This is a genomic window from Ruegeria sp. B1 (genome assembly GCF_056535885.1).
Window position 1 is genome coordinate 2,947,381 of sequence record NZ_JBQFJA010000001.1, and the last position, 20,290, is coordinate 2,967,670.

General features: G+C 59.9%; 20 protein-coding genes and 1 pseudogene. 6 read left to right on the plus strand and 15 right to left on the minus strand.

Annotation, left to right across the window (positions count from 1 at the left end; all coding sequences use genetic code 11):
• Positions 1–33: 33 nt before the first annotated feature.
• The 5 genes from ACR3ES_RS14595 to ACR3ES_RS14615 form a co-directional block, all read right to left on the minus strand.
• Positions 34–825, minus strand: a complete 792-nt coding sequence (locus ACR3ES_RS14595; protein ID WP_170430210.1) for an FAD binding domain-containing protein — start codon at positions 823–825, stop codon at positions 34–36.
• A 98-nt stretch (positions 826–923) separates the two neighbouring features.
• On the minus strand, positions 924–3,284 hold the full coding sequence (locus ACR3ES_RS14600) for a xanthine dehydrogenase family protein molybdopterin-binding subunit (protein ID WP_170430208.1): 2,361 nt from the start codon (positions 3,282–3,284) through the stop codon (positions 924–926).
• A 52-nt stretch (positions 3,285–3,336) separates the two neighbouring features.
• On the minus strand, positions 3,337–3,822 hold the full coding sequence (locus ACR3ES_RS14605) for a (2Fe-2S)-binding protein (RefSeq protein ID WP_170430206.1): 486 nt from the start codon (positions 3,820–3,822) through the stop codon (positions 3,337–3,339).
• Positions 3,823–3,974: 152 nt separating this feature from the next.
• On the minus strand, positions 3,975–4,976 hold the full coding sequence (locus ACR3ES_RS14610) for a molybdopterin-binding protein (RefSeq protein ID WP_170430204.1): 1,002 nt from the start codon (positions 4,974–4,976) through the stop codon (positions 3,975–3,977).
• Positions 4,973–5,941, minus strand: coding sequence for an XdhC family protein (locus ACR3ES_RS14615; protein WP_480423785.1), 969 nt, complete (start codon positions 5,939–5,941; stop codon positions 4,973–4,975). Before ACR3ES_RS14615 ends, ACR3ES_RS14610 begins: the two co-directional genes overlap by 4 nt.
• A gap of 228 nt (positions 5,942–6,169) precedes the next feature.
• On the opposite strand from ACR3ES_RS14615, the gene ACR3ES_RS14620 reads away from it, so the two are divergent.
• Positions 6,170–6,670 carry a hypothetical protein gene (locus ACR3ES_RS14620; RefSeq protein WP_170430201.1) on the plus strand — a complete coding sequence of 167 codons (501 nt, stop codon included), beginning with the start codon at positions 6,170–6,172 and terminating at the stop codon, positions 6,668–6,670.
• A gap of 3 nt (positions 6,671–6,673) precedes the next feature.
• Here the strand turns inward: ACR3ES_RS14620 and ACR3ES_RS14625 are convergent, their stop codons facing one another.
• From ACR3ES_RS14625 to ACR3ES_RS14635, 3 genes are read right to left on the minus strand one after another with little or no spacing between them, the layout of a single operon-like run.
• Entirely contained in the window at positions 6,674–7,930 is a 1,257-nt protein-coding gene (locus ACR3ES_RS14625; protein WP_170430199.1) for a vWA domain-containing protein, read from the minus strand.
• On the minus strand, positions 7,923–8,468 hold the full coding sequence (locus ACR3ES_RS14630) for a GTPase domain-containing protein (protein ID WP_170430198.1): 546 nt from the start codon (positions 8,466–8,468) through the stop codon (positions 7,923–7,925). Before ACR3ES_RS14630 ends, ACR3ES_RS14625 begins: the two co-directional genes overlap by 8 nt.
• 4 nt (positions 8,469–8,472) lie before the next feature.
• Positions 8,473–9,381 (minus strand): AAA family ATPase, encoded by a 909-nt coding sequence (locus ACR3ES_RS14635; protein ID WP_170430196.1) that lies wholly within the window; start codon positions 9,379–9,381, stop codon positions 8,473–8,475.
• Positions 9,382–9,512: 131 nt separating this feature from the next.
• On the opposite strand from ACR3ES_RS14635, the gene pyrC reads away from it, so the two are divergent.
• Entirely contained in the window at positions 9,513–10,550 is a 1,038-nt protein-coding gene (gene pyrC, locus ACR3ES_RS14640; protein WP_170430194.1) for a dihydroorotase, read from the plus strand.
• Here the strand turns inward: pyrC and ACR3ES_RS14645 are convergent.
• On the minus strand, positions 10,547–11,842 hold the full coding sequence (locus tag ACR3ES_RS14645; protein WP_170430192.1) for an MmgE/PrpD family protein: 1,296 nt from the start codon (positions 11,840–11,842) through the stop codon (positions 10,547–10,549). The genes pyrC and ACR3ES_RS14645 overlap by 4 nt on opposite strands.
• A gap of 37 nt (positions 11,843–11,879) precedes the next feature.
• On the minus strand, positions 11,880–12,326 hold the full coding sequence (locus ACR3ES_RS14650) for a type II toxin-antitoxin system RatA family toxin (RefSeq protein WP_170430625.1): 447 nt from the start codon (positions 12,324–12,326) through the stop codon (positions 11,880–11,882).
• A gap of 72 nt (positions 12,327–12,398) precedes the next feature.
• On the opposite strand from ACR3ES_RS14650, the gene hpt reads away from it, so the two are divergent.
• Together hpt and ACR3ES_RS14660 are read left to right on the plus strand one after the other, a co-directional pair.
• The gene (hpt, locus tag ACR3ES_RS14655; protein WP_170430190.1) at positions 12,399–12,941 is read left to right on the plus strand and encodes a hypoxanthine phosphoribosyltransferase; all 543 of its coding nucleotides are present in this window, start codon (positions 12,399–12,401) and stop codon (positions 12,939–12,941) included.
• Entirely contained in the window at positions 12,942–13,115 is a 174-nt protein-coding gene (locus ACR3ES_RS14660; protein WP_170430188.1) for a hypothetical protein, read from the plus strand. It begins immediately after the preceding gene.
• 6 nt (positions 13,116–13,121) lie between these two features.
• Here the strand turns inward: ACR3ES_RS14660 and ACR3ES_RS14665 are convergent, their stop codons facing one another.
• Together ACR3ES_RS14665 and lipA are read right to left on the minus strand one after the other, a co-directional pair.
• On the minus strand, positions 13,122–14,264 hold the full coding sequence (locus ACR3ES_RS14665; RefSeq protein ID WP_170430187.1) for an amidohydrolase: 1,143 nt from the start codon (positions 14,262–14,264) through the stop codon (positions 13,122–13,124).
• Entirely contained in the window at positions 14,261–15,211 is a 951-nt protein-coding gene (gene lipA, locus ACR3ES_RS14670; RefSeq protein ID WP_170430185.1) for a lipoyl synthase, read from the minus strand. Before lipA ends, ACR3ES_RS14665 begins: the two co-directional genes overlap by 4 nt.
• 262 nt (positions 15,212–15,473) lie before the next feature.
• Between lipA and ACR3ES_RS14675 the strand changes: the two genes are divergently transcribed.
• Positions 15,474–16,022 (plus strand): peroxiredoxin, encoded by a 549-nt coding sequence (locus ACR3ES_RS14675; protein WP_170430183.1) that lies wholly within the window; start codon positions 15,474–15,476, stop codon positions 16,020–16,022.
• A 47-nt stretch (positions 16,023–16,069) separates the two neighbouring features.
• On the opposite strand, the gene ACR3ES_RS14680 is transcribed toward ACR3ES_RS14675, so the two are convergent.
• A complete protein-coding gene (locus ACR3ES_RS14680) occupies positions 16,070–16,993 on the minus strand; it encodes a LysR substrate-binding domain-containing protein (protein WP_170430181.1) in 924 nt (307 codons plus the stop codon).
• Positions 16,994–17,043: 50 nt separating this feature from the next.
• On the minus strand, positions 17,044–18,135 hold the full coding sequence (locus ACR3ES_RS14685; protein WP_170430179.1) for a DUF6456 domain-containing protein: 1,092 nt from the start codon (positions 18,133–18,135) through the stop codon (positions 17,044–17,046).
• A 240-nt stretch (positions 18,136–18,375) separates the two neighbouring features.
• On the opposite strand from ACR3ES_RS14685, the gene ACR3ES_RS14690 reads away from it, so the two are divergent.
• Positions 18,376–18,675: a DUF6477 family protein gene (locus ACR3ES_RS14690; protein ID WP_170430178.1), complete on the plus strand. Its 300-nt coding sequence runs from the start codon at positions 18,376–18,378 to the stop codon at positions 18,673–18,675.
• On the opposite strand, the pseudogene ACR3ES_RS14695 reads toward ACR3ES_RS14690, so the two are convergent.
• Positions 18,676–20,219 (minus strand): annotated as a pseudogene (locus ACR3ES_RS14695) (trimethylamine methyltransferase family protein). It abuts the gene before it with no gap.
• Positions 20,220–20,290 lie beyond the last annotated feature (71 nt).

Genomic DNA, 20,290 nt, shown 5'->3' on the forward strand with positions numbered 1-20,290 from the left:
TCAGCCGGGGCCAGGTCCTGCTATCTGGACAACTCACATGGTCGCTTGAACGGCGCGTTTGGTCATGACGCCGACCAGATGTGCACGATAGTCCTTGCTGCCGTGCAGATCGCCGATCATGTTCATCGAGTTGACCTGAAGGTCCATCAGCGCGTCAGGCCGGAACTCCTTGCTCAGCGCCTGTTCGGCTTCCGACCAGCGGAACACGCCGTCTTCGCTGGCACCGGTGACGGCAACCCGCACGCCATCTGCAAACCGCGCCAGAAAGACTCCCACCAAAGCAAAGCGTGATGCTGGCTGAAGGAACTTCTGATAGCTCGCTGCCTGCGGTACCGGGAACCGCACCGACGTTATGATTTCCCCTTCCTCCAGGGCCGTGCTGAACATCCCCTCAAAGAAATCGTCCGCCGCGATCTGACGCGAGTTCGTCACGATCACTGCACCCGACCCCAACACACCTGCCGGATAACAGGCCGCCGGGTCATTGTTGGCAATCGACCCGCCGATGGTCCCGCGATTGCGCACCGCCGGATCGCCAATCTGGCCTGCCAGTGCCGCCAGCCCCGGGTAGCTCTCCGCTGCATCCCGCGCCACCGCGGCGTGGGTGGTCGCGCCGCCGATGCTGACCGAGCCATCATCTTCGACACACACACCCTTCATTTCGGTAATCCCGCTCAGTGCGACCAACGCGGATGGGGCCGCCAACCGCTGTTTCAAGGTCGGGATCAGCGTCTGACCACCCCCGAACGCCTGCGCGTCTTCAGCCCCCAATGCCGCAACCGCATCCGCAATCGTCGCGGGCTTCTCAAACTCGAAATTATACATTTCGTCGTCCTTTCCGAAGAGCACTCCTCCGCTCTTCATCTTTTTGGAAGTACTCCGGGGAGCGCGAGGGGCTGGCCCCTCGCACCCGCCCTCTCAACTCAGCTGTTCATCGCGGCCCAGACGCGCGACGGGCTCACCGGCATGTCGATATGATCCACCGCCTTGCCGCCGGAGGTCATCGCATCCAGAACTGCATTGACCACAGCCGGCGGCGAGCCGATCGCACCGGCTTCACCACAGCCCTTCACGCCCAGCGGGTTGTGCGTGCAAGGTGTCTGGCTGGAATGATCCACGCCGTAAAACGGCACGTCATCAGCGCGTGGCATCGCATAGTCCATGAAGGACCCGCTCAGCAGCTGGCCGTTTTCGTCATAGGCGCAGTTCTCCAACAGCGCCTGACCGATGCCCTGACCGATCCCGCCATGCACCTGACCATCCACGATCATTGGGTTGACAATGTTGCCAAAGTCATCCGCAGCCGTGAAGGCCTCAATCGTAACTTGCCCGGTCTCGGGGTCCAGTTCGACCTCGCAGGCATACGCGCCTGCCGGGAAGGTGAAGTTGGCCGGGTCGTAGAACGCGGTCTCCTCCAGCCCCGGCTCAACCTCCAGCGGGAAGTTATGCGGCACATAGGCCGTCAGGGTCACATCGCCCCAGGCCACCGACTTGTCGGTGCCCGCAACGCTGAACTGACCGTCCTTCAGCTCGATATCCGCCTCCGAGGCTTCCAGCAGGTGGGCCGCGATCTTCTTGGCCTTGTCGATCACCTTCTCGGTGGCCTTCACCATGGCCGAGCCACAGACCGCAAGGCTGCGCGAGCCATAGGTGCCCATGCCAAAGGGGATCTTCGAGGTATCGCCATGCACGATCTCGACCATCGACTCGTCGATGCCGATCATGTCGGCCACAACCTGCGGGAAAGCCGTCTCATGCCCCTGCCCGTGGCTATGCGCACCGACCATGACGCTGATCGAACCGGTGGCATTCACCCGCACGGTGGCGGCGTCATAAAGACCCGCCCGGGCCCCCAACATGCCCACGATGTTCGACGGCGCAATGCCACACGCCTCGATATAGCAGTTGATGCCCAGACCCCGCAGCTTGCCCTTGGCCTCGCTTTGCGCCCGGCGCGCGGCAAAGCCTGCCAGATCGGCGGCGGCCTCAAGCTTGTCCATCGTCCCGTTGTAATCCCCGGTGTCATAGGTCAGCGCGACCGGCGTGTCATAGGGGAACTGGGTGATGAAGTTCTGACGGCGCAGGGCAATCGGATCGACGCCCAACTCGCGCGCGGCCTTGTCCACGACACGCTCCAACTGGAACGTTGCCTCGGGCCGGCCCGCGCCGCGATAGGCATCCACCGGCACCGTGTTGGTGAACATCGCCTTCACATTCACCTGAATGACCGGCGTCTTGTAATTGCCCGCCATCAGCGTGCCGTGCAGCCATGTGGGCACGGAGCTGGAGAAGGTCGACAAATACGCGCCAAGGTTCGCGTAGGTGTTGGTCCGCAACCCGATGAAGTTATTGTCTGCATCCAGCGCCAGTTCGATTTTGCTGACATGATCCCGGCCATGGGCGTCCGACATGAACGCCTCGGACCGGCTGGAGGTCCACTTTACGGGCCTGTTGCAGGCCTTGGCGGCGAAGGTACAGAACGCCTCTTCCGCATAGTGGAAGATCTTGGTGCCAAAACCGCCGCCCACATCCGGGGCCACCACGCGGACCTTATGCTCGGGCAGGCCCAGCACAAAGGCGCACATCAGCAAGCGGATCACATGCGGGTTCTGCGACGTGGTATAGAGCGTGTACTCATCCGTGCCGCGTTTATACTCACCCACCGCCACGCGCGGTTCCATCGGGTTGGCGACCAGGCGGTTGTTGACGAGGTCCAGCGTGGTCACATGGGCCGCACTGGCGAAGACCTCATTGACCTTGGCGTCGTCGGTCTCACCCAGCTGCCAGTCATAGCAGATGTTGTTCTTCAGATCGTCATGGACCAGCACAGCACCTTCCTGCGCGGCGGCCTTCATGTCGATCACCGCGGGCAGTTCCTCGATATCAAGATCAATCGCCTCAGCTGCATCGCGGGCCTGCTCCAGGCTGTCGGCCACCACGGCGGCAATCGGATCGCCCACATGGCGGACCTTGCCCTGGGCCAGAATGGGATGCGCAGGCTCCTGCATGGGCGCACCATGCTTGTCCGTCACCTCCCAGCCGCAGGGCATGCCGCCCACGCCTTCGAAATCCTTGCCGGTGAACACTTTGACCACGCCCGGCATGGCCTCAGCCGCCGATGTGTCGAGTGATTTGATCCGGCCATGCGCGATATCCGAGCGCAGGAAATGAACATAGGCCTGTCCGGCCACGTTGATGTCGTCGGTGTAATTGCCTGCTCCGGTCAGAAAGCGCACGTCCTCGCGCCGCTTGGAACTGGCTCCGATGCCACTGTCTTTGGGCATTGCTTGTTCTCCTCCCTGAAGAAGAATTTTCGTCGAAAATTCTGAGACCGATTTATTCGGCGGCGATGCTGGATGCGTCCTGACCCGAAGCGGCCATGATCGCTTTCACAATGTTGTGGTATCCGGTGCACCGACACAGATTGCCCTCAAGGTACTTGCGGATTTCCGCCTCGGTCGGACGCGGGTTGTCCTTGAGCAGTGCCGCAGCGCTCATCACCATGCCCGGCGTACAGAAGCCACATTGCAGACCGTGGTGATCCTGAAACGCCTGTTGGATTACATTCAGCGAGCCGTCGGCGTTGGCCTGTCCTTCGATCGTTGCAACCTCAGCACCGTCCGCTTCCAGAGCAAACATGTTGCAGGACTTGACCGCCTCGCCATCCACATGGACCACGCAGGCCCCGCATTGCGCCGTGTCACAGCCGACATGTGTACCGGTCAGAGACAGATGGTCGCGCAGAAAACTGGACAGCAACGTCCGGCCTTCGACATCACCACTCACGGGTTTACCGTTCACGGTCATTGAGACCTGTGTCATAAGTTCCTCCCATTTGGTATTCTTGATTACCCCGAGTTAAACACGGGAATTTTCGTTTGAGAACAAAAATTTTCGCTGCATGGCAGAGCGGAGTCGGCGTCTAATTTTCACCACGTATAGCGACTGCTTGGCAGGGCAAACGTGCCGCTACGTCACTTTCTGCGCTGCGCCCGGGGCTGGGGTCTGGTCGGTATTTCCTTGAGCAAGCCGCCCACACCCATGCCAGCAATATCGATACCGGTGGTTTCGATTCCGCAAGCCACACGGGACAGAACCCAATCTGCGCCGTTCAGCGCGGGCGACCGTGCGCAGCCCGGCAAACCGATCACCGGACGGTCCCCAAGCTCACCGAGAAACAACAGATTGCCAGGGTCGACCGGCATACCGAACCGGTCCACCCGTCCGCCCGCGTCCCGAACTGCGGCCGGCGCAACATCATCGACATCCGAGGTGGCCGAGCCCGTCAGGATCATCGTCAGATCCCCACCAATCTCGGCAATCGCCGCAGACAGCGTATCGGTGCGATGTGGGACGATTTCCACATCACACAGGTCCATCCCCAGTGCCTCGACCCGCCCGCGAATGGCGGCGATGCCTTTGTCGTTGGACGGTCCACCGGGAATATCCGTTACGATCAGACCGGCGGTTTGATGCACCGGTCTGACCAACCGAATTGTATCCGTCGCCAGATTAGCGGCCCGCTGCACGTCAGCGCGCGAAACGGCATATGAAATGACCTTGATGGTCGCGACCATGCCGCCCGGGCCCATTTGCTGATATTGCGGGACCGTTGCGACAGTTATCACCGGGTTCACCCGGTTGAACTGTTCCAACGCATTTACATCCAGAACCGCAACACCCGGTCCGTCCGCCAGCAGGTTCACGCGCCCGGTAAACGCCTCGGTCACGCGCAGATTGGCTGCGTTCGGGTCGGGTGTGAGGGCATCGGCCAGCGCGCGTGCGGCCTCATCCTCGTGGCAATCGTCCGGGTCCAGCCGGGCAACCACGACTTCGCCAAGACCGGCTTCGGTCAATTGTAAGATATGCTCGGGCAACAGTCTGACGCCCTTGCGCATTTTCTGCCCACCAACCTTGACGGAATGCGCCAATATGGCGCCATCGGCTTCGGCGACCGGAACCGGGCCGAACTTCATGCCTTGCCCCGCAGAACCGCCGTCATCTGCGCAAGGATCGCAACCGCGATCTCGGAGGGGTCCGAAGCGCCGATATCGAGGCCGATCGGGCCGTGAATGCGCGCAATCTGTGCCTCTGAAAAGCCTTCGTCTTTCAATCGCTGGACACGTTTCGCATGCGTACGTGTCGATCCAAGGGTGCCAATATAGAACACATCGGCATTCAACGCGGCATGCAGCGCCGGGTCGTCCAGTTTCGGATCATGGGTCAGCAGAACCACAGCCGTCCGCGAATCCAATCCCAGCTTGGCAACAGCTTCGTCCGGCCAGTCGGTCAGGATTTTTTCCTCGGGGAACCGCGTTTTCGACGCAAAAGCTTCGCGCGGATCGACAATGGCCGGGTCATAGCCCGCGATCCGCGCCATCGGCACCAGCGCCTGAGCAATGTGAACCGCCCCGACAACAATCAGCCGCAAAGGCGGATTATGCACGGCCACAAAGGTCTGGCCGTCCTCTTCAAAGCCGGACCGGTCCAGTCGCAATCTGGCTTTATAGGCATCACGACGAAGGGCCCGATGGCCCGTGTTGATATTGACCTCATAGGCCAGCGGCTCGCGCGATGAACGGGCCGCGACCAGATCGGCCAGCATATCCTCGGGCAGGACGGACCCAACCGGCTCGACCAGCACCCGGATGGTCCCGCCGCAGGCCAGCCCAACCGCAAAGGCGTCGTCGTCGCTGACCCCAAATTCCAGAAGCCGCGCCTCACCTTCGTCAATGGCTTCAAGCGCTTCGACGATCACGGCCCCTTCGACGCATCCGCCAGAGACGGACCCTTCGATCCGTCCGTCGCCGCCGATGACAAGTTGTGCGCCGACGCGGCGGGGGGCGCTGCCCCAAGTCTCGACCACCGTGGCGAGGGCAGCGCCCCGCCCATTGCGAAACCAGTGCAACGCTGTTTCCGGACTGTTGTCGAATCGATCCATTGGCCCCTCCCAAAAGGCTCTCGATCAACATAGGGAGGTTTGGCGCAATGAAAAGCGGGGCCCTATCATGGGCTGGCTTTGGCGATGGGGTCTCGGGTATCGCCAAAGAGGGTTACGTATTCGAATACGAAGCCGATTGATTGTTTCCGGATTGGGCTCTAGCCTGCTTCTGCACCCGGCGCATAACCGGGCGCGCGCTTTCCACTATTTCAGAATGGAGACAGAGAGTTGAAACGCATTTTTGCTTTGGGAGCCGTGTTCGGCCTATTGACCTCGACGGCCGCGTGGGCCGACACATTTGAGCGCTATGGCGAGGTCGAAGGCTGGAAAGTCTTTATCGACAACGAAAAGAAATCCTGCCTGATCGAGGCAGTTGATGACTCGGAGAACGTGGTTCAGATGGGCCTGACCGAAGATCGCAGCATCGGCTATGTCGGCGTCTTCACAAAAGCCAAGACCAACATCAAGCGCGGCGAAAAAGAAGCCGTGGCAATCCTGATTGGCGACAACATCTATGTCGGCGAAGCGACTGGGATGAAAGGCAACATCACCAAGGGCTACTCTGGCGGATATGTCTTGTCAGACGATCCCCAGTTTGCCGACGATCTGGCCAAACAGAAGGTCATGGTGGTGTTTCCGGAGAAAGAATTCGCTTTCACCGTCGATCTGACCGGCACGTACAAAGCCATGGAAATGGCGCGTGAGTGCAACCAGAAACAGCTTGGTTAAAAGTCAGGCCGAAAGCGCGGTCATCAGCCGCGCTTTCTCACCTACGTCTTCGGGCCGTGATATGACGGCGGCCAGGTCCTCCAGCGACGCAATCGAATGACCGGCGCGAAAGCTGTCCACATGTGGCAACATCGCGGCGATACCCTGGGCCTTTGGAGCAAACCCGTCCCAACGCAACAGCGGATTGAGCCAGATCAGGCGACGCGCGGACAGATGAAGACGCTCCATTTCTTTGGTCAGCGCGTCAGCCTCACCCCGATCCAGCCCATCTGAGATCAGCAAGACAACAGCGCCCTGCCCCATGACCCGGCGCGACCAGTCCCGGTTGAACGCATGCAGGCATTCTCCGATCCGGGTGCCGCCCTCCCAGTCCTGGGCTTCCGCTCCGGCGGCAGCCAGCGCTGCATCCACGTCGCGCTGCTGCAGGTGACGGGTGATATTGGTCAGCCGGGTTCCGAAGGTAAAGGCGTGCACCTTGGCCCATCCCGCACCTTTTGCGTTCGAAACGGTATGCAGGAAATGCAGGATGATGCGGCTGTACTGGCTCATCGAGCCCGAGATATCGCACAGCACCACAAGATTGGGCCAGCGCGGCTTTGGTTTCATCCGGGCAATATTGCGTAGCTCTCCGCCTTGCCGCATCGCCGCGCGCAGGGTGCGGGCACGGTCAATTCGATGTCCCAGATGACTGGCTTGGCCACGCCGGGTTTCAATGGGTTTGACGGGCAAGGTGAGGCTGGCCAGAATGCGCTTGGCCCGGGCCATTTCAGCCGTGCTCATCTGTTCAAAATCAAGGCTGCGCAAGCGTTCCTCAGATGACGCAGTTTGTGATGCGTCGATGTCCAGCTCGGTTTCACCCTCACCGTCGGTCGGGTCGGGAAGGTCGCGCTCCACCCCGTCCAACAGCGCCTCGGCAGCCCGCTTTTCGCCAGCATCCGCCTTGCGCTCTTCTTGTACGCCCCGGATGGCGGGCAACATCATGGACATCATGTGTTCAAGATATCGCGGGTCGCGCCAATAAAGACGGAAGACTTGTGCAAAAACAGTGCGGTGCTCCGGTCGACTGACGAAACAGGCGTGCAGTGTCCAGTAGAAGTCCTGTCGTTGGGTGAAGCCAGCGGCCTGAACAGCGCGAATCGCATCCACCACGCGACCCGTCCCAATGGGCAGCCCAGCCTTGCGCAAAGCGCGTGCGAAATGGGTGATATTCTGCGCCAGCTTGGGGCTCTCGGGGATGTTCAGGGGCAGTTGTTCAGCCACGCGACCGCTCCAAACGCTGAACAATGGCCGCCGCTGCGGTCTCTGCCGTCATATGTGTTACATCGATCACCACGGTCCCTTCCGGAACGAACAATTTATTGGAACCTCGAATGGTCTTCAGGACATCGGAATCTGTCAGCTTCGCGCCACCAAAGCGCGCCGGATCTTGCAGCCTGCGTTGGTTCTCTTCAATGGAGGCGTCCAGCACAAAAAGACGCAAAGGCGCGTTGCGGTCTTTGGCAAAGTCAAGTTTTGGCTGAAACAATGGAACAGCGGCTGGTTCGTCCGCCAACGCATCTGTAAAAACGATGGGTACGTCCTTGGGCAACCGGCGGGCATGCGTGAGAATGGGCTCACGAACCTCTTCACGCATTTCAACGCTCTCTTGCGCGTCGCGTGCGTAAATTGCGCGCGTTGCATCCAGCATCAAATGATTATGGATCAGGCGCCCGCCCAAAGTCTCTGCCACTATCCGCCCAATTGTCATTTTGCCAACGCCCGGCCAGCCGCCGATATGGATAACAGGTGCGGCGGACATTGGATTAGACAGGCTCCAATTCAGCTTTGGCTTCATCCAGAATACGCTTAGCCTCAGAGCCTTGCAGTTTCTGGATGTCGTCCTGGTACTTGAGGATCGCACCTAACGTGTCGCCGATCACTTCGGGGCTCAGGTTGATGACATCCAGCGCCAGCAAACACTTGGCCCAGTCGATGGTTTCCGCAACGCCGGGTTTCTTGAACAGGTCCTCGGTGCGCAGGCGCTGAACAAAAGCCACAACCTCGCGGCTGAGCGCCTCGGCGGCTTCGGGCGCGCGGGCGTGCAGGATCTCAATCTCGCGGTCGAAATCGGGGTAATCGACCCAGTGGTACAGGCAGCGGCGCTTGAGCGCATCATGCACTTCGCGCGTGCGGTTGGAGGTGACAAACACGATGGGTGGTTCCAGGGCATGCAGCGTGCCCAGTTCGGGGATGGTCACCTGAAAATCGCTGAGAGCCTCGAGCAGGAAGGCCTCAAATGGTTCGTCCGTCCGGTCCAGCTCGTCGATCAGCAGCACTGGCGCGCCGTTTTCATCCGGTCGCATCGCCTGCAACAAGGGGCGTTCGATCAGGAAATCGTCCGAGAACAGCTCGGCCTGCAACGCGGTTCGATCTGCACCACCCGACGCTTCGGCCGTGCGGATCGCAACCATCTGTGCCGGAAAGTTCCACTCATAAACCGCCGACGAGGCATCCAGCCCCTCATAGCACTGCAACCTGATCAGCCGACGCCCAAGACCCGCGGCCAAGGCCTTGGCAATCTCGGTCTTGCCAACCCCGGCTTCACCTTCGAGAAACAGGGGACGGCCGAGTTTCAATGCGAGGAACACCACGGTGGCCAGGGCCCGTCCGCAGACATAGCCCTGCGCGCCCAAAACCTGCTGAACGGCGTCTATGGATTGGGGGTGGTGCATCTATCTCCTCCTCGCGCCTAACAGGTCACGGGCCGCAGGCTGCGTCAAGCCCGTGATCTTTCGGGATTTACGCCGAACCTGCGACACGACAAGGGCTTTTCCACCGCCGACCTGTGTGCTAGCCGAGGCGCATGACCAACAGCATCACGATCCGCCGCCCCGACGACTGGCATCTGCACCTGCGCGACGGCGCCATGTTGCAGGCCGTCCTGCCTGAAACTGCCCGTCATTTTGCGCGTGCGATCATTATGCCCAATCTGGTTCCGCCAGTGGTCGCGGGTGCTCAGGCCGCTGCCTACCGCGACCGCATCATGGCTGCGCTGCCGGAGGGCATGACCTTTGAACCGCTGATGACCCTGTACCTGACTGAGGATACGGACCCTGAGGATGTAGCGGCCGCGCATGCCAACGGTGTGGTGAAGGCCGTCAAGCTGTATCCGGCAGGTGCGACTACCAATTCGGCCTCGGGTGTGCGCGACTTTGACAAGGTGCAGGGTGTTCTTGAGAAAATGGCCGAGATCGGCCTGCCGCTCTGTGTTCACGGTGAGGTCACCGATGCCGAGGTCGATATTTTTGACCGTGAGGCCGTGTTTATCGACCGGGTTCTCGACCCGATCCGCAAATCGACGCCGGGGCTGCGCGTGGTGATGGAACATATCACCACCAGGGACGGCGTGGATTACGTCAGAGCCAACGATACTGATCTGGGTGCCACCATCACAGCGCACCATCTGATCATCAATCGCAACCACATCCTGGTTGGCGGCATCAAACCGCATTACTACTGTCTGCCCGTCGCTAAGCGCGAAGAACACCGCCTTGAACTGCTGACCGCTGCCACGTCAGGTGATCCGCGTTTCTTCCTGGGTACCGACAGCGCGCCGCATACGGATGACAACAAGGAAATGGCCTGCGGATGTGCCGGGTGTTTCACCGCGACGAATACCATGTCGCTGGTTGCCGAAATGTTTGACCGCATGGGCGCGATGGACAAGCTGGAAGGGTTTGTATCGCTGCATGGCCCCGCGTTTTATCGCCTGCCGGTGAACGAAGACACACTGACGCTGACCAAGGGCGACCCGGTCACCTATCCGGGCAAGATTGACACAGGCGACGGCCCCGTGACGGTGTTTGACCCAGGTTTCCCCCTGCACTGGCGCGTCGTTTAAACCGCCAGCCTCTGTGCCAAATCGCGGGCGCGCCCACCGGTGCGCAGCATCGACCAGATCGCGTCCGCCTCATCCCGCCCGATCAGCTTGGCGGCTTTGTCGCGCACCCGGTCTTCGCGGTCGGAGAGAGACAGGGGCGCCATCAGATCGTGCGTGGCTTCGCGTCTCACCCCATCCCGTCGCAGCAGCGCAAGATGAGCCTGCGTTTCCGACAATGTCCCATCTGCCTCGACGGTGATCCGATCCCGCAGCGAACCAAGGCGCGGGTCCGCGCAGGTTTTTTCGGAATAGCTGTCCGGCAGAGCCGTGTCGTATCCAAGGGCCTGCATGGCTATGACCGTCCGGTAGGAAAACTTTGCCCCCAACCCCGATGTCGGCGCGATCTGATTGCAAACGCTCATCCAGCGCGGGTGGGTTTTGACCTTGATTTCAGCCACTTCGGGCTCAGCAATGTCCAACTCCCGCGCCGCTTCGAGTGCCGTGTGAAGGCCGTGGCAACAGGCGTGGAACTTGTGACTGACCGAGTCGAACAACCACTGCTCTCCAAGCCCGTCCAGTGCGGTTGCCACATCCGCAGCGCCCTGATGGGTGGCCCCAAAACCAAACTGGCCCTCCAATGCATCGGGGTTTGGTTCAAACCCCCGCTGAACCAACAAGGCCGCCTCGACTCCGGTCGAAGACGCGAGCCCTGCATTATAGGGTTTACCCATGGTGCCAAACTGCACCTTGAGACCAGCAGCCCGCGTCGCCACCAATCCCAGAACCCCGCGCATCTGCTCGGCGTCAAAGCCAAAGACCCGGCCCACCGCTACCGCAGCACCGAACGCGCCTGCCGTCGCCGTTTGGTGAAACCCGGCCTGATAATGGGCACGGCCCAGCCACAGACCCGTGCGGATCGAAACCTCCATCCCGACAAGCGCGGCTTCGAGAAAATCGACCAGAATGCGGTCATCCCATTCCGTAACGGCCAGCGTCGCTGGCAAAACGGCAACCGAAGGATGCCCGATATGCGCAAAATGCGTGTCGTCATAATCCAGAGCGTGCGACACTGTTCCGTTCACCAGCGCGGCCGAGCGCAACGGCGCGGCCCCTTCGCCAAACAGATGCGCCTGCTCTGCCCCGCCTTCGGCCAGAACCATATCGCGCACCGCATTTGAGACCGGTTCGGACGCACCAGCGCGACCCACGGCGATCCAATCCAAGACAGAAAGGGAGGTGACGATCCGCGTCTGCGCCGAGGTGGTCACCGGGCCAGAGGCAAAAGCGGCCAGAGATGTTGTCAAATCAGTCATGGGCGCAGTCTAACGTGCGTCAAGTGATGGTAAAGGTTCAGTTATAGAGATCAGCGGCCCGGGCCTCGAACGCACGCACGATCCGCTGCATCGCCTCGTTGAACACAACACCGATAATCCCCTGCAGAATGGCATTCTTGAACTCGAAATCGACATGGAAAGCGATGTTGCAGCCCCCGTCCGGCGCGTCTTCGAAGTGCCAGTCGGATCTCATGTATTTGAAGGGCCCGTCCAGATATTCAGTGTCGATCTTCTTTTGATCCGGAAACAGGGTCACACGGCTGCCAAACCGTTCGCGGAACACTTTGAACGAAATGACGAGATCTGCCTCCATCACCTTGGCTGCGTCCATCTCATAGGTGCGGCGAATGCGGGCCGCCGCGCACCAGGGCAGAAACTCGGGGTATTTGGCCACATCCGCAACAAGATCGTACATCTGCTGGGCGGTGTAAGGCAGGTGGCGTGTTTCCGAGTGGATGGGCATAGCGTCCGGTATTTTCAGATGACAATGGCGCGTCATGTCGTATGTTGCGCGCCAAAGATCAAGGGGGCAGCGATGAGTGACCGCGCATATGTGATAGATGAAATGATCTCGGCCAAGGCCATCGCCGCCCGCATCGAAGAGCTGTGTCGGAAAATAACCGAAGAGTTCGGCGGTACCGACAAACTGGTTGTCGTCGGTCTGTTACGCGGCAGCTTTGTCTTTATCGCCGATCTGGTGCGCGAGTTGGACTTGCCGATTGAAGTGGATTTCCTTGAGGCATCCTCTTACGGAGACTCAATGGAAAGCAGCCGGGAAGTCCGTATTCTCAAAGACTTGCGCGGCGCCATTGAAGGGCGTGACGTGCTGGTTGTCGAAGATATCGTCGACACCGGCCATACGCTGAACCATGTCACCAAGCTGCTGCGCAGCCGCAAGCCCGCGCGACTGAAATCCATCGCCCTGCTGGACAAGCCCAGCCGTCGCGAGGTTGATTTCCGGTCCGACTGGATCGGATTTGAAATCCCGGATGAATTTGTCGTGGGTTACGGCATCGACTATGCGCAGCGCAATCGCAACCTGCCCTTTATCGGTAAGGTCAGATTTACCGAGGACTAGATGAACCCGCGCCACTTCCTGCGCATGTCCCAATGGGCCCGGAACCCGCCATCGCAACGGCGGGTCATTCTGGTGTTTGGGGTCATTCTCGTGTGCTTGCTGATTGCGGGCGTCGAGGTCATGGGATGGTGGCCAGGCTGGGCCACTGGTGAATGGACCCGTGCGCCTCGATGAGGTGAGTCAGCCCAGAAGGCGTCGAATGCACGCCAGAAACACACCACTTCCAATAGGGATGAGGTCGTCGGGGAAATCATAGTCCGGGTTGTGAAGCTGCGGATGATCGCGCCCTGATCCCAGCCAGAACATCGCCGTCTTGGCGCCTTTTGCAAACTGCCCGAAATCTTCGGAAAACCGTTGCGGGTCCGGGGTCAGAGCGCAGCGCACGCCCTCTGCCGCACAGGCGTCGGCGACAACCTCGACGGCATCCGGATGGTTTGTGCAGGCTTCAAATTCGTCCTCATAGTCAATCCTGTACGCCAAACCCTCGGATCCGGCGACCCTGGCCACCAAAGCCTCAGCGTCCGCAACCAGGCGGGTCATTCGGTCATCGGACACCGTGCGCAGGGTGACCCAGAGCTCACCCAGACCGGGCGCGACCCCAAAGGTCCTTTCCCCCAGCCTCACGTGGGTCACAGTGGTCAGGGCATAGTCTTGATCCAGAGACCCTCCCTGCCCCAAGGCACCCATCTCGGTCATAAGCCGAGACAATGCGCGCCCCGGTGACACCCCGTCTTGCGGCGCAGCGGCGTGAGATGTTTTTCCCGTCAGACCAATCCGCATTCCACGCGACGCGCAGTTTGCCGGGCCGCGACACAGCTCGACCGCGCCCAATTCCAAACCGGGTAAGTTGTGCAAGGAAAATAGATAATCCGGGGCGATCTGCGAAAACTGCGGGTCGGCGCGAAACGCCTTAGCCCCTTGTCCGGTTTCTTCGGCAGGCTGGAAAATCAGAACCGCGCGGCCCTTTTGGGGTCGGATTTGGCCTAACGCCTCGGCAACGCCCAAAACCATCACCATGTGACCGTCATGACCGCAGAGATGCGCTTTCCCCGCTGCCGAAGAGGTATACGGAAGGTCCGAGACCTCTTGAATCGGCAACCCGTCCAGCTCACACCGAATGCCGACGGTCGGACCCGTGTGCCCGCTGTCAAAGACCGCGGCCACCCCGTGCCCCCCAATCCCGGTCAGCACGGTATCAGCACCGGTATCGCGCAACAGACCTGCGATACGCGCCGCCGTTTGCCCCTCGTCTCCAGACAATTCGGGGAATTGGTGCAAAACGTGCCGCAGAGACCGCAGACGCGCGACAGTATCTGGCGTCACGCGTGGCCCAGTTTGGCCTGCCGGGCCTCGCGCAGCTGCGCGAAATCATCACCGGCATGGTAGGACGAGCGAGTCAATGGCGTGGCGGACACCATCAGGAATCCTTTGCCATAGGCTGCCTTTTCATACGATTCGAACTCTTCGGGGGTTACAAAGCGGTCAACACCGTGATGCTTGGGTGTTGGTTGCAGGTATTGACCGATGGTCAGGAAATCGATGTCAGCGGCGCGCATGTCATCCATCACCTGCCGCACCTGCTGTTCATCCTCGCCAAGGCCCACCATGATGCCGGACTTGGTAAAGATCGATGGGTCCAGTTCCTTGACCCGCTGCAGCAGACGCAGGGAATGGAAGTAGCGTGCACCGGGGCGTACCTCCGGATACAGACCCGGAACAGTTTCGAGGTTGTGGTTGAAGACATCCGGTTTCGCCTCGACCACGATTTCCAGCACGTCCGCGTCACATTTCAGGAAATCCGGCGTCAGAATTTCAATGGTGGTCTTGGGGGACCGATGACGCACAGCGCGAATAGTCTGCGCGAAATGCTCCGCGCCGCCATCCTTCAGATCGTCGCGATCAACCGAGGTGATCACGACATGGTTCAATCCCAGCTTGTCGACGGCATGGGCCACCCGGCCGGGCTCAAAAACATCCAATGCATCGGGGCGTCCGGTTGCGATATTGCAGAACGTGCATCCGCGCGTGCAAATCTCGCCCATGATCATCATTGTGGCATGACCCTGGCTCCAGCACTCGCCCACGTTCGGGCAGCCGGCCTCTTCGCACACAGTGACCAGATTGTTGTCACGCATAATCCGGCGGGTTTCGGCATAGCCTTGGCCACCAGGCGCCTTAACCCGAATCCAGTTCGGCTTTTTCGGTTGCGCATTGTCCTTGCGATGCGCCTTTTCTGGATGGCGTTGTTCGGGGATCTTGAGATCTCGCACGGTTGGCTTTCCTGACTTTGGGTCAACTTTGTGTACCTATAACATAAACCAGTAAGTAAGATTAGACCAGCGGCGCATAGCCGCTATGCAAGCCTACTTTGCAAGTGCAGCGCACGCATCTTGGGAAACAAATTTTTTCAATATTTTTAATATGTAAAGCACATGCCGCGTTTTTTGCATCTGCAGCATATCTTTGATTGAAGGCGGATGTGAACTGCCGTAAGCCTTGGACCAAACATATGTGAATCACAGGAGATCGAACATGAAATCCGGCACAAAACTGCCCGACGTGACCTTTCACACCCGCGTTCGGGACGAGGCGGTCGGCGGACCGAACCCGTTCCGCTGGGAAGACAAAACAACCGCCGATTACTTTGCCGGCAAACGGGTAATCCTGTTTTCCTTACCGGGCGCCTTCACTCCCACATGCTCGACCTACCAACTGCCAGGGTTCGAAAACGGCCACGCGGCGTTTACTGCCAAGGGCATCGACGACATCTATTGCATGTCCGTCAACGACAGCTTTGTGATGAACAAATGGGCGCAGGATCAGGGTTTGGAAAAGATCAAGGTCATTCCCGACGGTTCAGGTGAGTTCACGCGCAAAATGGGCATGCTGGTCGACAAGCACAATCTGGGCTTTGGCATGCGCTCCTGGCGGTATGCGGCCATCATTAACGATGGCGTTGTCGAAGCGTGGTTTGAAGAGCCCGGTCTGATGGATAACTGCCCCGAAGACCCGTATGGCGCATCGTCGCCTGAAAGTCTGATGACACATCTGGAAAGGACGGCTGAGCCCACTCCTGCGTAAGCAGTGTAAATCAAGCCAGACTCTGGCCCGCCATTGGCGGGCCTTTTTCACGTACGCGTGGCGGTGACAATCCCCTCACCAACATCCCGGATCACCTGCGCAAGGCGGTCCATCCAGTCCTCAGCGCTTGTCGACGCCCGCCGGACCAGGCCAACGGTTCTGGCCGGTTGTGGCGTGCCAAAGCGCAACAGATGCAACCCCGGAACGGCCTTGGTTTCGGACCGGGCCGCCAGTTCCGGCATCAGCGTCAACCCAAACCCCTCGGCCACAAGCCGCGACAGGGTCGCCAGCGACGATGCTCCCATGTTGATTTGCCCGCTTGCACGATCCTGACCGCACACGTCCAAGGCCTGATCGGTAAGGCAATGCCCATCCTCCAACAGCATCAACTGGGCCGATTGCAGATCCAGCGGGCGCAGGGATTCTGGATCGCCGGTCAGGCGTTTCAACCCTGCAGCACTGCCGGCCAGCAGGAACTGATCCTCAAACAGCGGAACCTCGTGAAACTCGGGCCCGCCCGCGGGCAAGGCCAGCACGGCGGCATCTATCTCGCCCCCGCGCAGCAGGGACAGCAAACGGTCGGTCCTGGCTTCGCGGATCTGTACCCTCAGCGACACGTCCCCGGATCGTAGCCGGGCCAGAACGCCGGGCAGCAAATATGGCGCGACCGTTGGGATGATCCCGATAGACAGCGACCGGTGCCCCCTGGAATGATCACGCGCGAATTGATCCAGCCGGTTTGCCGCGCCCAGAACCTGTTGCGCGTGATCCAGTACATCGCGCCCCAGCGGCGTCAACAGAATGTCCCGCGCCTGCCGCTCGAACAACGTACCGCCGAGCGTTTCCTCAAGCGCTTTGATCTGCACCGACAAAGCCGGTTGCGAAACATTACAAGCCTGCGCCGCCCGGCCAAAGTTGCGCAGATCGGCAACGGCCCGGAAATAGTGCAATTGTCTGAGGGTAAAATTCATAACCTTTGATTATCACTTACCCATAAAACTGCAAGAGAACCAAATACACCTTAGCCGATCATCTGGTCCCGCTCGGCCTGACCGCTGTAATGGCGTTTGAGCCGTTGCAAGGCGATCCGCAATACAATCTTGCCCGAGCGTGCAGACCATCCCATACGTTTCTCGGCCAGTTCCAGCCCCTCAAGATAGCAGCAGCACCGCAGGGCGACATCGCTCAATCCAGGACCCAGGTCCGACAAGGCCCGCGCCAGGCGGTCGCGTGCATCTGATGACCCCCGACCGCCATGGGTTTCGCTGTCGAAAGGACCCCGCCCGCCCGCCGTCAGGAACCGATCCCAGTTCTGTGCGACCTGCGGGCCGATCTGCGCTAGCTCAAAATCCTCGCGCAGGCGTTCTCCGACGCTGACCAGAGACTCATCCAGAAACGGTTTTCCATCGCGGTCCCGCCTGCGGGCCAAGGCAGCCAAGGGGCTTTCGGCCACACTGTAGCGCATGCGCCGGGGCGGCCTGTCTGCCGCATCCGCCGCATCCGCCGCTTGCGGCTGAAACGGGGTCTGCGCCTCTGCAATGCCGAATTCGCTGCGTGTGCGGGCCTTGTTTTCGGCCTCGGCCACCAAATGGCTCAGCGCGGTCCGGCCCGATGCCGAGATGCGGTACCTGGAGATACGTCCCGGGGTGTCACAGGAAATCCAGTCTTTCAGGGCCAGCGCCTGAGCCACCTTGCAATCCACCACTGCGGTTCTGGTCGCCCCCGCCTGCCCCGTGTTCCGTACAACAACGGCTTTGTCCATGTCCTCGGCAACCGCCAGAACCGAGCCGGTTTCACAAAGGCGGCGCAGAACGCGCAGCGCCTCGCGTTCAAATGCGCCGTCCTCGTCCTTGCCCTCGGGCTGCGTGGCTGGGCTTTGCGGATCATCCGCCATGGAAAAATGTGCCTCTGCCAAAGACTGCAAGGCCGCATCCACCAACGGATCGTCGCGGCGCATTTCGATACGCCGAATTTGTCTGAGAATGGTCGAGGCATGGCACCCTGCCGACCGCGCGATATCGCGGATGGATCGACCGGTTTCGGTATGCGCAAGGTATCTTTGCGCCCCTTCTGGAACCCAAGTCGGAATGGTGAATGCCATGTTGTTGTTCATAGTTATTTGCCCTCGTCGACAAAACAGACCGCCACTTTTCGCCCCCGGGATTTTAGTTAACCAAATCTAACTAGAGTCGCTTTTGTTACTCGTTCGTTAACCCCGATGGGCATGAACCAGATTTGATTCAAAAAGATAAACAGTCGTGAAGCCATCGTTCGGAGGGAGCCGCGTCAAGGCAACACGCGCCTAGGTTGTGTGACAAATGGAGGGTCGAAATCTGAACGAAGGACACGTCACATGCAGGACCTGACGAGCATGATCACAACCCTCCGCCGCCCCCGCTTGCTGGCGCGCGCCGCAAAACTTGGGGCACAGGATTACAATCGGGACAGGCATCTACAGCGTATCCTGGGTTATGGATCGCTGCCGGGAACCGGTGCGGCGCTTATGCGGCTGATGGACATGGAGCGGGAGATGAATGAGCAGCGAAAAGGAGAGGATGCCGCCTATTCGCTTGTGCGGCATCTGGATCTGCTCATTGCGGTGCTAGGTGAGGCGCAGCTCTATCAGGCCGGCCGCGCCTCATGCCTGAACTGATCAGGTGAACGCGTCAGGCATCGATGCTTTCTTTTCGGTGATGTACGCCTCGAGTTTCGCCGCCGTGTCCGGGTCCATCTGCGGCTGCTGATAGTTGGTCAGCAGATGTTCGACCCGCGCGGCCGCCAGCGCCCGCGTGTCACGTGCCCCCTCTTCCTGCCAGGTTTCAAACGGCTTGTAATCCAGCAGATCGGTTTTCCAGAACGCTTCCTTGAAGTTCGCCTGTGTATGGGCGCAGCCGAGGTAATGCCCCCCCGGACCAACTTCGCGGATTGCATCCATGGCTTGGGCGTTGTCGTCATAGGCCACGCCTTTCGCCAACCCGTGCAGGACGCCAAGCTGATCCGCGTCCATCACGAACTTTTCGAAATCCGCCACAAGACCGCCTTCGAGCCAGCCGCACGCGTGCAACATAAAGTTCACACCCGCCATCAGACCCATATTCAGCGAGTTTGCCGTTTCATATGCCGCCTGTGCATCCGGCAGCTTGGACCCGCAGAAAGACCCGGCAGACCGATATGGCAGGTTCAGACGTCGGGCCAATTGACCGGCGCCGTAGGTGATATGGGCCGCTTCGGGCGTGCCAAACGTCGGTGCACCCGAATTCATGTCGATCGACGTGACAAAGGCGCCAAAGATGACCGGAGCACCCGGCCGGATGATCTGGCTATAGGAGATACCCGCCAGAACTTCTGCCAGAACCTGCGTCAACGTTCCGGCAACCGACACCGGGGCCATCGCGCCGCCGACGATGAAGGGCGAAATGATGCAGGCCTGGTTGTTGCGCGCATAAACCTCCAGTGACCCCATCATCACGTCGTCAAAGGTCATCGGCGAGTTGATATTGGTCAGCGAAGTCATCACGGTGTTGTTCTGAACAAAATCCTTCCCGAACAGGATCTCGCACATTTCAACCGAATCCTGTGCCCGGCTGGGATCTGTCACGGACCCCATGAAGGGTTTGTCTGACAGCGTCATATGCGCTTTCAACATGTCCAGATGACGCTTGTTGACCGGCACATCGGTTGGCTCGCAGACGGTTCCCCCGAGTGGTGTAACCATTTCGACATGTAGGCCAGTTTCACAAACTTGTTGAAATCATCCATGGTCGCGTATCGGCGACCACCTTGAGAATCCCGAACAAACGGAGGGCCATAGACCGGTGCGAGAACCAGGTTGCGCCCGCCGATCTCCACGGATTTTTCGGGATTTCGGGCATGCTGGGTGAATTGGCTGGGGGCCGTCTTGATCAGCTCGCGCGCCAGACCGCGCGGAATGCGCACGCGCTCGCCATCAATGTCCGCACCCGCATCGCGCCAGCGGTCCAGAGCGGCAGGGTTATCGACAAAGTTGACACCGATTTCTTCGAGAACCGTTTCCGCGTTGGTCTCAATGATTTCCAGCGCTTCTTCGTTGAGGATCTCGAAATTCGGAATGTTGCGTTCGATATACTTCGCCGTTTCGATACGAACTGCGGTGCGCTCGGCCCGGCGGGCGGCGCCACCGCCACCTCTCGCCCTGCGCCGGGTGTTTGCCTCTGCCATGAGAAAATCCCGTCTGTTTGGTTTGGTTGAGCGTTGTGTTATCGGATTGGATCACCCTAGCGCATCTGGAT